This window comes from Streptomyces sp. cg35, from assembly GCF_050410835.1.
Classification (GTDB): domain Bacteria; phylum Actinomycetota; class Actinomycetes; order Streptomycetales; family Streptomycetaceae; genus Streptomyces.
The window spans coordinates 2,567,115-2,579,343 of sequence record NZ_CP191268.1; the positions used below are offsets into that span (position 1 = coordinate 2,567,115).

Here is a 12,229-nt window from a genome sequence, read left to right on the forward strand (position 1 = left end):
CGTTGGTGACGTCGGCGCGCCTGGGGCGTCAAGGCTTGAGGAGGGTCTTGATGGCGCGGCGCTCGTCCATCGCCCGGTAGCCCTCGGCGACCTGCTCCAGGGGCAGGGTGAGGTCGAAGACCTTGCCCGGGTCGATGCGGCCCGTCCGGACCAGCTCGATGAGGTCGGGCAGGTAGCGGCGCACGGGCGCCGGGCCACCGCGCAGGCCGACGTGGGAGAAGAACAGCTCCTGCCCGTCGACGGCGACCTCGTGCGGGACGCCGACGAAGCCGACGTTGCCGCCGGGGCGGGCCGAGTGCAGGGCCTGCCGCATGGCCTGGGCGGTGCCGACGCACTCCAGCACGCTGTCGGCACCGATGCCGCCGGTCAGTTCCTTGATCCGCTCGATGCCCTCGTCGCCGCGCTCGGTGACGATGTCGGTGGCGCCGAACGCGCGGGCCAGCTTCTGGCGGGATTCGTGACGGGACATGGCGATGATGCGCTCCGCGCCCCTCTCCTTGGCGGCGATCACCGCGCACAGGCCCACCGCGCCGTCACCGACGACGACGGCCGTGGAGCCGGGCTTCACCTCGGCGGCGTCCGCGGCCCACCAGCCGGTGCCCATGACGTCGGAGACGGCCAGCAGGCTCGGCCACAGCTCCTCGCCCGGGACCTCGTCGGTGGCCACCAGGGTGCCCTGGGCGTTGGGGATGCGCACGTAGTCGGCCTGGCAGGTGCTCATGAACTCGCGGTGCAGGCAGCTGGACTGGAAGCCGTTCCTGCAGTTGGCGCAGGTGTTGTCCGAGGTCGCGAAGGAGCCGACGACGAACTGGCCCGGCTCGACCGCGGTGACCTCGGAGCCGACCTCCTCCACGAAGCCGACGTACTCATGGCCCATCGGGTGCGGCTCGTCCGTGGGCTCCAGACCGCGGTAGGGCCACAGGTCCGAGCCGCACACACAGGTGACGGCGGTGCGGATGACCGCGTCCGTCGGCTGGAGGATCTTCGGGTCCTCCAGGGTCTCGAATCGGATGTCGCCGGGGGCGTGGATCACGGCTCCGCGCATGAGAGGGCTCCTTACGTACGGGGGCGTACGCCGGACGGGTGAGTGGGCGACGCCGGACAGGGAGCGCGCCGTCCGCAGCGGAGGTGAGCCGTCCGGCCGGGCATGGAGTCCTCGCCAGTCGTCGCACGACGGGCGAGGAGCACCACGTCTTCCAGGAAACCGGCACTTCGCGCACGGAGCGAGTCACCGTCAAGGGGTGTACCGGCAGTACATCCCTCAGCTCGCGTTCCGGACGTACCGTCGAGGTGTGGACAACCATGAAGAGGTCCGCGAGTTCCTGACCTCGCGGCGCGCGAAGATCGGCCCGGAGCAGGCCGGGCTGCCCTCCGGCAGCCGACGGCGCGTGCCCGGCCTGCGCAGGAGCGAGGTCGCCGGTCTCGCCGACATGAGCGTCGAGTACTACGCCAAGCTCGAACGCGGGAACCTCGCCGGAGTCTCCCCGGCCGTCCTGGAAGCCGTCGCCCGCGCGCTCCAGCTCGACGACGCCGAACGTGCCCACCTGCTGAACCTCGCCCAGGCCGCCGACGGCTCCGACGCCCTCACCCGCCCCCGCCGCCGCGCCGCCCGGCAGTGGACGCCGCACCGCAGCCTGCAATGGACCCTGGACGCCATCACCTCCGGCCCCGCCTTCGTCCGCAACGGCCGCCTGGACATCCTCGCCGCCAACCCGCTCGCCCGGGCCTTCTACGCGGACGTCTACGCCTCGCGGCACAACCAGGCGAACCTGGCCCGTTTCAACTTTCTGGACCCGTCCTCACGCCGCTTCTACCCGGACTGGGACCTCTTCGCCGACATCGCCGTCGCCATCCTGCGCACCGAGGCCGGCCGCAACCCCCACGACAAGGAACTGCACGACCTCGTAGGCGAGTTGTCGACCCGCAGCGATGAATTCCGCACCCGCTGGGGCGCCCACAACGTCCGCCACCACGGCACCGGCACCAAACGCTTCCACCACCAGGCCGTCGGCGACCTCACCCTTGCCTTCGAAGGACTCGAGATGGCCGCCGAACCCGGACTCACCCTCACCATCTACACCGCCGAACCCGGCTCGCCCTCCGAAGAGGGCCTGCGCCTGCTCGCCTCCTGGGCCGCCACGCAGGAGACCGACGCCGACGCGGAACGAGCCGGATGACCTGCGGGTACTCGACGCCAGCGTGCCGACGGGCACCCGCGGGGGCGTCTCGTCACAGGTCGGGCAGCCCCCGCCTCACAATCCTGCGATGGCGTTCCACCGCTTCGCGAACTGCGTGCGCTCCGACGACCTGATGTCCCGCGCGATCGCGAGCCGCGCGCGCATCCTGTCGTCGGGGAAGATCAGCGGGTCCTCGGCGAGTTCGGCCGTCTCCTTGTCCTTGGAGGAGGCCAGGACGTCCTTGGCGGCCGGGACCGGGCAGACGTAGTTGACCCACGCCGCGAGTTCGGCGGCGACCTCGGGCGCGTAGTAGTAGTCGATCAGGCGCTCGGCGTTGGCCTTGTGGTCGGCGAGGTTGGGGATCATCAGGGATTCGGCCCACAGCTCGGCGCCCTCCTCGGGGACGACGAACTCGATGTCCGGATCGTCGGCCTGGAGCTGGATGACGTCACCGCTGTAGGCCTGGCAGGCGAGGACGTCACCGCTCGACAGGTCCTTGATGTAGTCGTTGCCGGTGAAGCGGCGGATGTGCTTCGTGCGCACGAGCTTCTCGACCTGGTCGCAGACCTGGTGGAAGTCGTCGGCGGTCCACTTGGTGATGTCGACGCCGTTGCCCTGCATGAGCAGCGCGAAGGACTCGTCGAGTCCGGAGAGCAGGGTGACCCGGCCCTTGAGGTCGGCGGCCCACAGGTCGGAGACGTGCTTGATCTCGCGGCCGAGCCGGCGCTTGTTGTACGCGATGCCGGTGATGCCGGACTGCCACGGCACGGTGTACTTGCGGCCGGGGTCGAAGGCCGGCGAACGCAGCAGCGGATCGAGGTACTCGGTGACGTTCGGCTGGCGCGCGCGGTCCATCTCCTGGACCCAGCCGAGGCGGACGAAGCGGGAGCACATCCAGTCGGAGATGACGATGAGGTCGCGGCCGGTCTTCTGGTGGTTCATCAGCGACGGGCTGATCTTGCCGAAGAACTCGTCGTTGTCGTTGATCTCCTCGGTGTACTTGACCTGGATGCCGGTCCGCTTCTCGAACGCGTCCAGCGTCGGCCGCTTCGACGGGTTGTCGTCGTCGACGTCGATGTAGAGCGGCCAGTTCGCCCAGGTGAGGCGCTTGTCGCCGGACGAGAGGTCCTTGGCCGCGCGGTCGCCGGGCGCCACGTAGGCGGCGGGCACCCCGCACCCCGTCGCGAGGGCGCCGACCGCCGCGGCGCCGGCACCACCGCCGAGGGCGCGCAGCAGGGAACGGCGGGTGACCTGGGAGGTGACACGGTTGGCTCGCACGCAGTGCAGGATGCCGCCGCTGTCCGGCCCCGGGCAATGGACGCTGCGTCGAGCGGCGCGGCCCCCGGCCGACACCCTGTCGATCTTTTCGGGCCCGCCGACGGCGCGGGAACCCGCGCGGGCAACCTCGGCGAACTCCGTGCCCGCGAACGGGAGTCACGCCCGCGGCGACGAGGCGGCCGCCCGCTGAACGGCCCGCAGATACCGCCCGGTCACCCACCTCTGCACGGCCCGCGCCAGAGGCCCGCCCACCCGGGCGTACCACCGCCCCGGCCGCGAGAACGCCCGGATCCGGAACCACACGGAGCCGTCCGCGTCCCGTTCGACGAGGAAGGCCTCCTCGCCGCATTCGGGATGCCCGGGCAGCGTCCCGTACGCGAAGCCGGCGCGTGCCTCGTCCCGGACGACCCGTACGACGCGGCACGGGATCCGCACGCCGGGCAGGAACGGCGCCCGCAGCACCACGTCGGCGTCCTCCCGGACGGCGTCCGGCGGTGTCACGGTCAGCCCTGCCCCGCGCTGCGCCGCCCACGACAGAACCGCCGCGCCCGCCCGCTCGAAGCACTCAGGCCCCGAGCCGAGACGGACACGACGGTCCATGTGGGCGTACCCCGACGGCAGGTGACCGTCCGTCAGGGTCGCGCCGACCTCCGGATAGGTGAGGGTCACGCGTCCAGCGACGTCATCACGTGCTTGATGCGCGTGTAGTCGTCGAAGCCGTACGCCGACAGGTCCTTGCCGTAGCCCGACTTCTTGAAGCCGCCGTGCGGCATCTCGGCGACGAGCGGGATGTGCGTGTTGATCCACACGCAGCCGAAGTCGAGGACCTTCGACATGCGCATCGCGCGCGCGTGGTCCTTGGTCCACACCGAGGACGCCAGCGCGTAGTCCACGCCGTTGGCCCACTCGGTGGCCTGCGCCTCGTCCGTGAAGGACTGGACGGTGATGACCGGGCCGAAGACCTCGTTCTGGATGATCTCGTCGTCCTGCTTGAGGCCCGAGACGACGGTCGGCGCGTAGAAGAAGCCCTTCTCGCCGACGCGGTGGCCACCGGCCTCGACCTTGGCGTGGGCGGGCAGGCGCTCGATGAACCCGGAGACCTGCTTGAGCTGGTTCGGGTTGTTGAGCGGGCCGTAGAGCACGTCCTCGTCGTCCGGCTGGCCGGTCTTGGTGTCTGCGGCGGCCTTGGCGAGCGCGGTCACGAACTCGTCGTGGATGGACTCCTGGACGAGGACGCGGGTGGCGGCCGTACAGTCCTGGCCCGCGTTGAAGAAGCCCGCGACCGAGATGTCCTCGACGGCCTTGGCGATGTCGGTGTCCTCGAAGACGACGACCGGGGCCTTGCCGCCCAGCTCCAGGTGGACGCGCTTGAGGTCCTTGGACGCGGACTCGGCGACCTGCATGCCGGCGCGCACGGAACCGGTGATGGAGGCCATCGCCGGGGTCTCGTGCTCGACCATCATGCGGCCGGTGTCACGGTCGCCGCACACCACGTTGAAGACGCCCTTGGGCACGATCGAGCCGATGATCTCGGCCATCAGGACCGTGGAGGCGGGGGTGGTGTCGGACGGCTTGAGGACGACGGTGTTGCCCGCGGCCAGCGCCGGGGCGAACTTCCACACGCCCATCATCATCGGGTAGTTCCACGGCGCGACCTGCGCGCAGACGCCGATCGGCTCGCGGCGGATGATGGAGGTCAGGCCCTCCATGTACTCGCCGGCCGCGCGGCCTTCGAGCATCCGGGCGGCGCCCGCGAAGAAGCGGATCTGGTCCACCATCGGCGGGATCTCCTCGGACCGCGTGAGCCCGATCGGCTTGCCCGTGTTCTCGACCTCGGCCGCGATGAGCTCCTCGGCCCGCTCCTCGAACGCGTCCGCGATCTTGAGGAGGGCCTTCTGGCGCTCGGCCGGGGTCAGGTCGCGCCAGGCCGGGAACGCGGCCTCGGCGGCGGCCATGGCGGCGTCGATGTCCGCCTGCCCGGACAGCGGCGCGGTGGCGTACGCCTCGCCGGTGGCCGGGTTGACCACCTCGGTGGTCCGGCCGTCGGCGGCGTCCCGGAACTCGCCATCGATGTAATTGCGCAGACGACGCAGCTCACTGGTGGTCACTGACCGGCCTCCTTGCGGATGGAAAAGACGGATGTCCACTGCTTGAGACACCCACCCTAATCCGTCCACCGACGTTTTCGACACCCCCCGCCACCCCGCACCTACGAAATCCGTGAGTATCGAAGTCGTAAACAACGGATTTCATCGATCCGGGCTTGCGGAACTGTCGAGTCCTCGTGCACAGTGAGGTCGTGGCCAGTCGCAGCGCAGACCCCAAGGGACCCCGTCCGAAGAACGGCGGAAGTCCGCCGCTGGACGCCGTCTCCCTCGCCATCATCGAGCAGCTCCAAGAAGACGGCAGGCGCCCGTACGCCGCCATCGGCAAGGCTGTCGGCCTGTCCGAGGCGGCCGTGCGCCAGCGCGTGCAGAAGCTGCTCGACCAGGGCGTGATGCAGATCGTCGCCGTCACGGACCCGCTCACCGTGGGCTTCCGGCGGCAGGCGATGGTCGGCATCAACGTCGAGGGCGACCTGGATCCCGTGGCGGACGCGCTGACGGCCATGCCGGAATGCGAGTACGTCGTGATGACAGCGGGCTCGTTCGACCTGATGGTGGAGGTCGTCTGCGAGGACGACGACCACCTTCTGGACGTCATCAACAAACGCATCCGGGCGCTGCCCGGCGTGCGCTCCACCGAGAGCTTCGTCTACCTCAAGCTCAAGAAGCAGACCTATATGTGGGGAACCCGATAGCCGTGAGCAAGGACCTCAGCCGAACCGCGTACGACCACCTGTGGATGCACTTCACCCGCATGTCGTCGTACGAGAACGCGCCCGTTCCCACCATCGTGCGTGGCGAGGGCACCTACATCTACGACGACAAGGGCAAGAAGTACCTCGACGGCCTCGCGGGCCTGTTCGTGGTCCAGGCCGGCCACGGCCGCCAGGAGCTCGCCGAGGTCGCCGCCAAGCAGGCGGCCGAGCTGGCCTTCTTCCCCGTGTGGTCCTACGCCCACCCCAAGGCGGTGGAGCTGGCCGAGCGCCTGGCCCACCACGCTCCGGGCGACCTCAACAAGGTCTTCTTCACCACCGGTGGCGGCGAGGCCGTCGAGACCGCGTGGAAGCTGGCGAAGCAGTACCACAAGCTCAACGGCAACCACACGAAGTACAAGGTCATCTCGCGCGCGGTCGCCTACCACGGCACCCCGCAGGGCGCCCTGTCCATCACCGGCCTGCCGGCCCTCAAGGCCCCCTTCGAGCCGCTCGTCCCGGGCGCGCACAAGGTGCCGAACACGAACATCTACCGCGCCCCGATCCACGGCGACGACCCCGAGGCCTTCGGCCGCTGGGCCGCCGACCAGATCGAGCAGGAGATCCTGTTCGAGGGCCCGGAGACGGTCGCGGCCGTGTTCCTGGAGCCGGTGCAGAACGCCGGCGGCTGCTTCCCGCCGCCGCCCGGCTACTTCCAGCGCGTGCGCGAGATCTGCGACCAGTACGACGTGCTGCTCGTCTCGGACGAGGTCATCTGCGCCTTCGGCCGTCTCGGCACGTATTTCGCGTGTGACAAGTTCGGCTACGTCCCGGACATCATCACCTGCGCCAAGGGCATGACCTCGGGCTACTCCCCGATCGGTGCCGCGATCGTGTCCGACCGCATCGCGGAGCCCTTCTACAAGGGCGACAACACCTTCCTGCACGGCTACACCTTCGGTGGTCACCCGGTGTCCGCCGCGGTGGGTCTCGCCAACCTCGACCTGTTCGAGCGCGAGGGCCTCAACCAGCACGTGCTCGACAACGAGGCCAACTTCCTGCAGACGCTGCAGAAGCTGCACGACCTGCCGATCGTCGGCGACGTCCGCGGCAACGGCTTCTTCTACGGCATCGAGCTCGTCAAGGACAAGGCCACCAAGGAGACCTTCACGGACGAGGAGTCGGAGCGCGTGCTCTACGGCTTCGTCTCCAAGAAGCTCTTCGAGTACGGCCTGTACTGCCGCGCCGACGACCGTGGCGACCCGGTCATCCAGCTCTCCCCGCCGCTGATCTCGGACCAGTCCACGTTCGACGAGATCGAGGGGATCATCCGCCAGGTGCTCACGGAGGCCTGGACGAAGATCTGATCCTCCTTCGGGCAACGGCCCGGCTGCGCCCATCCGAGTGAGATGGGGGCGGCCGGGCCGCGTCCTTTGTCCGGCATCCGCTCAGGGATACCTACCGTGCCCAGTGACCGATCGGCCCCGCCTTCGTTCCCCCCTTACGGGGTAAGGCAACTGATCTGAACCGAGGTGTACGCCCATGGTGGCCCCGCCGGACAACGACGTTCTCTGGGCACGCGCCCTGCACTTCACGCACAGCGGCTCGCCCGCGCTCACCGGCGTCTCGCTCGGTGTCCGCGAGGGCGAGATCCTCGCCGTCAGCGGCCCGCGCGGCGCCGGCAAGACGACGCTGCTGCAGTGCCTGTCGGGCCAGCTCCTGCCGCAGCAGGGCGAGGTGTGGTTCAACAGCACGCCGGTGCACACCATGGGCGCCCTGGTGCGCGAGCGGCTGCGGCGCGACCGGTTCGGCTGGATCGACCCCGAACCCGCCCTCGTCGACGAGCTGAACGTGTGGGAGAACACGGCCCTGCCGCTGATGCTGCGCGGCACCGGCCGGCGCCCCGCCAAGACCGCCGCCCACGAATGGCTGGACCGGCTCGACGTCGGCCACCTCGCCCGCAAGCGCCCCGGCGCCCTGCGGATGGCCGAGCGGCAGCGCGTGGCCATCGCCCGCGCCCTGGTGCACGCCCCGGACGTGGTGTTCGCCGACGAGCCGACCGCGACGCTGCACCGCGCCGACCGCGCCCACGTTCTTCGCACGCTGACGGCGGCGGCCCGCTCGCACGCCATCACCGTCGTGCTGGCCACCCACGACCCCGACGTCAGCGCGCTCGCCGACCGCACGGTGTCGTTGCTCGACGGACGCCGGGTGAACACCGTGCACCTGCCCGCCGGGGCCACCGACGCGGAAGGCCGGGCCGCGTGCTCGCTCTCCGTCTAGCCCGCGGCTCCCATCCCCTGGTCCAGCTCCGCAGACTCCTGGTGGCCGCCGCCTCGGCGGGCACCGGATTCCTGCTGCTGTGCACCCTGGGGTACGCGATGGGGCACCCCGAGGCGTCCACGAACGCCCTGCTGCGCCTGGCCTGGTGCGCCGTACCGCTCGCCGCCACCGTGCACTTCGCCGTCGCCGTGGCCCGCTCGGACCCGGGGACGAAACCGCGCCCCGGCCTGTCCGCCGTGGGCCTCGGCCCGGCGCGCCTCACCCTCCTGTCGGCGATCTCCACGGCGATCGCCTGCACCCTCGGCTCGATGCTGGCGCTGCTGTTCTTCCTGCACCTGCGCGGGGACCTCTCGGGGCTCCCGTTCGACGGCGCGGCCCGCCGGCTCCTCGCCGCCGACCGGCCGCTGCCGCTGGCCGCCGCCCTCACCCTGCTCACCTTCGTGCCGCTGGTGGCGTCCGGCGCCAGCGCCCTCGTGCTGCGCCCCCAGCCGGGCAAGGCCCGCAAGGCCGCCGCCGAGGAAGGGGCCGCGGCGGCCGCGGAGCCGACCCCCGCGCCGACCGGCCTGCCGTGGGGCGTCGCGCTGCTCGCCGCCGGGCTCGCCGTGGAGACGTACGCCTCGCACGCCCGCGGCGCCGACGGGCCGCCGATGCCGGGCGGGCTCGGCGGCAGCCCGGGCGGAGTGCTGGCCGGCTGGGCGCTGACCGCGCTCGGCCTGGCGCTCGCCGGACCCGGTCTCACCTACCAGTGCGGGCGCGTCCTCCAGGCCGTACGCCCGGGGGCCGTCCGGCTGCTCGCCGGGCGCGTGCTCCAGGAGGAGGCGCGGCGCATCGGGCGCCCGCTCGGCGTCGTCTGCGCGGTGGCCTCCGGGGCGTACGCGGCGAACGTGCTGTACGGGAACGTCGGCAAGGCCGACCCGGGCCTCGGTCCGCTGACGACGCTCGGCGCGGTGCTCGTCGTCGGCTGCACCCTCGCCACGCTGGCGACCGCGGCCGTCGAGGCGCGCCAGGCCCGCAGCCACACCACCGCCGCGCTGCTGCGGCTCGGTGCGCCGGCCACGATGCTGCGCGGGGCCGCGGCCCTGCGCGCGGGCGCTCTGCTGGCCCTCTTCGGCCCGCTGACCTGGGCCGTCGCGGAACTTTCGGCGAGTCCGCTGGCCGTGCGATGAGTTTTGCCGCGGCCCGGCGTCTAACTCTGCGTACGACACGAGACCACCGGACCGAGAAGGCGACGGACACCCCATGTACCAGCAGATGATCTTCCCGAACCTGGCCGTGAACGACCTGGCGGCGGCCACCACGTTCTTCACCGAGCTCGGATACGCGCGCAACCCCCAGTTCTCCGACGACACCTGCTCGTCGATCGTGGTCAGCGAGCACATCGTGATCATGCTGCTCTCCAAGGAGAAGTACGCGAGCTTCACGAAGAAGACGATCGTCGACTCGACGAGCAGCAGCGAGGTGCTGCTGTGTCTGAGCGCCGAGAGCCGCGAGAAGGTCGACGAGCTGGTCGACCGGGCGATCGCGGCGGGCGGCACCGAGACCGGCGAGAAGCAGGACCACGGGTTCATGTACGGCCGGGCCTTCGACGACCTGGACGGCCACACCTTCGAGGTGATGTGGATGGACCCGTCGGTCGTGGAGGGCTGAGCAACTGCCGTTGCGGCGGGGGTGCTTAGCATGGGCGGGTGCAGACGACACCTGAGCAGTCATCCGAACCGTCCCCGCCCCGGACCACGTCCGACCGCGAGATCGAGACGCTCGCGGAGTTCGACGAGACCGTCGACGCGCACGGCACGCTCGCCGGTCACCGGGTGCAGGCCGTCGATCTGACGGACCGCTCGGACCGGCTGCTCGCCGCCGATGTCGCGGGGGCGGTCTTCCTCGGCTGCCCGATGGAGCCGGCGGCGGCCGCGCGGGTGCGGGCCGCCGGGGCCCTCGTCTTCCCGCCGGTGCCCGGCCTTCCCTTCGACCCGTACCGGGGCCACCTCTACACGCCGGAGGAGCTCTTCGAGGGGCTGTCCGGGCCGGGCGGGTACGAGGCGACGCCGGACGCCCGCGCGTACGACTGGTTCCAGCGGACCAAGGCCGACGGCGATGTGTTCGCGTCGATGCTGCGTGCCGTGCACGACGACTCGGTCTCCGACGCCCTCGACGAACTCCTCGCCGGGGCCCGGGTGGTGGGCGTCATGGGCGGCCACGCGATGGCCCGCGGCACCCAGGAGTACGCGGGGGCGGCCCGGCTCGGCCGGTCGCTGGCGCGGGCCGGTCTCACCGTGGCGACGGGCGGCGGTCCGGGCGCGATGGAGGCGGCGAACCTGGGCGGGTACGCCGCGCCCTTCGCCGACGGCATGCTGGACGAGGCGCTGCGGCTGCTCGCGAAGGCGCCGTCGTTCACGCCCTCGGTCACGGACTGGGCGGGCGCCGCGTTCGAGGTGCGCTCGCGCTGGCCCGGCGGCGGTGCCTCGGTCGGCATCCCGACCTGGTTCTACGGGCACGAGCCGCCCAACGCGTTCGCCGCGCACCTCGCCAAGTACTTCGCCAACGCCACCCGCGAGGACGGCCTGCTCGCCCGCTCGAACGCGGGCGTCATCTTCCTGCCCGGCGCGGCCGGCACGGTCCAGGAGGTCTTCGACAACGCCACGCCCAATTACTACGAGTCGCGTGGCGAACCGACCCCGATGGTCCTCGTCGACCGGGCACACTGGACGGAGCGGCTGCCGGCGTGGCCGCTGCTGCAGGCGCTCGCGCGCGGCCGGTCGATGGAGTCGCGGATCGCGCTCGTCGACTCGGTCGAGGAGGCGGGCGAGGCGCTGACGCGCATGACGTGAGAGCCGGCCGCCGGGTCAAGCGCGGGTCAAGACTGAACTCTGAGGCCCCTCTGTGTATTGACGCTGCGTTATGGGCGCTTGTAAACGTGAGGGGACCGTGAGGGTGTTGAGGCAGGAGCCACGCGTTCCCCCACGGCACCCATCGTTTTCTGCACTTGATCCCGTGAAGGACAACCGTGTCCGTAACCCCCCGTATATCCGCACGCGCCGCGCGCTTCGCCGGAGTGGCTGCCGCCGCGACGGCGCTGACGCTGGGCGTAGCCGGTTCCGCCTCGGCGTGCTCCATCGGCGACTTCACCGCCGAGGCCAGCTGCAACGGTGACCAGGGCGTCATCACCGTCAAGGACGTCGACTCCTCGAGGACGCCCGCCACCATCACCCTGTTCACCGGGTCGGGCGACAGCGAGAAGCTCGTCGGCACCCAGACCGTGACCGGTTCCCGCGAGGGCACCACCATCACGTTCACCGAGAACTGGGCCCCGAACACGCAGTACCGCGTACACGTGAAGACCGACAAGTACGACGTGGACAAGGACATCCCGGGCGGCGTCACCACCCCGGCGACGGCCTGCGCCACGGAGAAGCCGACCCCGACGCCGTCCTCCCCGGCGCCGAGCACGTCCAAGCCGGCCGAGTCGGCCACGCCGACCCCGTCGGCGTCCGAGTCCACCACCCCGGCGGCCCCGGCCCCGAGCAACTCGGCCTCCCCGGCCGGTGGTTCGGACCTCGCCGAGACCGGTGCCAACAGCAACACCGGCCTGATCGCCGGTGTCGCCGCGGCTCTGGTCGTCGCGGGCGGCGGTGTGGTGTTCGCGCTGCGCAAGCGCGGCGCCGCCCAGCGCTGAGCATCTGAAGGGGTCGTACGG

General features: G+C 71.1%; 12 protein-coding genes. 8 read left to right on the forward strand and 4 right to left on the reverse strand.

The genetic code is table 11. The annotated features are described in order from the left end of the window. Positions 1-28 precede the first annotated feature (28 nt). A complete protein-coding gene (locus ACQUQD_RS11705) occupies positions 29-1,045 on the reverse strand; it encodes a zinc-dependent alcohol dehydrogenase family protein (protein ID WP_428951993.1) in 1,017 nt (338 codons plus the stop codon). 247 nt (positions 1,046-1,292) lie between these two features. On the opposite strand from ACQUQD_RS11705, the gene ACQUQD_RS11710 reads away from it, so the two are divergent. Beyond that, a complete protein-coding gene (locus ACQUQD_RS11710; RefSeq protein WP_428951994.1) occupies positions 1,293-2,177 on the forward strand; it encodes a helix-turn-helix transcriptional regulator in 885 nt (294 codons plus the stop codon). A 75-nt stretch (positions 2,178-2,252) separates the two neighbouring features. Here ACQUQD_RS11710 and ACQUQD_RS11715 read toward each other — a convergent pair whose 3' ends face one another. The 3 genes from ACQUQD_RS11715 to ACQUQD_RS11725 all read right to left on the reverse strand — a co-directional run bounded on the left by ACQUQD_RS11715 (position 2,253) and on the right by ACQUQD_RS11725 (position 5,563). Beyond that, positions 2,253-3,455, reverse strand: a complete 1,203-nt coding sequence (locus ACQUQD_RS11715) for a polyamine ABC transporter substrate-binding protein (protein WP_428951995.1) — start codon at positions 3,453-3,455, stop codon at positions 2,253-2,255. A gap of 156 nt (positions 3,456-3,611) precedes the next feature. After that, positions 3,612-4,124: a DUF1990 family protein gene (locus ACQUQD_RS11720; RefSeq protein WP_428951996.1), complete on the reverse strand. Its 513-nt coding sequence runs from the start codon at positions 4,122-4,124 to the stop codon at positions 3,612-3,614. Further along, complete coding sequence (locus ACQUQD_RS11725) at positions 4,121-5,563, reverse strand: gamma-aminobutyraldehyde dehydrogenase (protein ID WP_428951997.1); 1,443 nt, start codon at positions 5,561-5,563, stop codon at positions 4,121-4,123. The genes ACQUQD_RS11720 and ACQUQD_RS11725 overlap by 4 nt, the downstream gene beginning before the upstream one ends. 176 nt (positions 5,564-5,739) lie before the next feature. Here ACQUQD_RS11725 and ACQUQD_RS11730 point away from each other — a divergent pair, with 176 nt between their 5' ends. The 7 genes from ACQUQD_RS11730 to ACQUQD_RS11760 all read left to right on the forward strand — a co-directional run bounded on the left by ACQUQD_RS11730 (position 5,740) and on the right by ACQUQD_RS11760 (position 12,208). Next, positions 5,740-6,255 (forward strand): Lrp/AsnC family transcriptional regulator, encoded by a 516-nt coding sequence (locus ACQUQD_RS11730; protein WP_428951998.1) that lies wholly within the window; start codon positions 5,740-5,742, stop codon positions 6,253-6,255. Continuing rightward, positions 6,240-7,619, forward strand: a complete 1,380-nt coding sequence (locus ACQUQD_RS11735) for an aspartate aminotransferase family protein (protein ID WP_428951999.1) — start codon at positions 6,240-6,242, stop codon at positions 7,617-7,619. The genes ACQUQD_RS11730 and ACQUQD_RS11735 overlap by 16 nt, the downstream gene beginning before the upstream one ends. Positions 7,620-7,794: 175 nt before the next feature. Beyond that, positions 7,795-8,535 carry an ABC transporter ATP-binding protein gene (locus ACQUQD_RS11740; RefSeq protein ID WP_428952000.1) on the forward strand — a complete coding sequence of 247 codons (741 nt, stop codon included), beginning with the start codon at positions 7,795-7,797 and terminating at the stop codon, positions 8,533-8,535. Further along, positions 8,517-9,701 carry a hypothetical protein gene (locus ACQUQD_RS11745; RefSeq protein ID WP_428952001.1) on the forward strand — a complete coding sequence of 395 codons (1,185 nt, stop codon included), beginning with the start codon at positions 8,517-8,519 and terminating at the stop codon, positions 9,699-9,701. The genes ACQUQD_RS11740 and ACQUQD_RS11745 overlap by 19 nt, the downstream gene beginning before the upstream one ends. A 73-nt stretch (positions 9,702-9,774) precedes the next feature. Beyond that, the gene (locus tag ACQUQD_RS11750) at positions 9,775-10,182 is read left to right on the forward strand and encodes a VOC family protein (RefSeq protein WP_428952002.1); all 408 of its coding nucleotides are present in this window, start codon (positions 9,775-9,777) and stop codon (positions 10,180-10,182) included. Positions 10,183-10,220: 38 nt separating this feature from the next. Beyond that, positions 10,221-11,363 carry an LOG family protein gene (locus tag ACQUQD_RS11755; protein WP_428952003.1) on the forward strand — a complete coding sequence of 381 codons (1,143 nt, stop codon included), beginning with the start codon at positions 10,221-10,223 and terminating at the stop codon, positions 11,361-11,363. Positions 11,364-11,539: 176 nt separating this feature from the next. After that, complete coding sequence (locus ACQUQD_RS11760; protein WP_428952004.1) at positions 11,540-12,208, forward strand: LAETG motif-containing sortase-dependent surface protein; 669 nt, start codon at positions 11,540-11,542, stop codon at positions 12,206-12,208. The last annotated feature ends 21 nt before the right edge of the window (positions 12,209-12,229 follow it).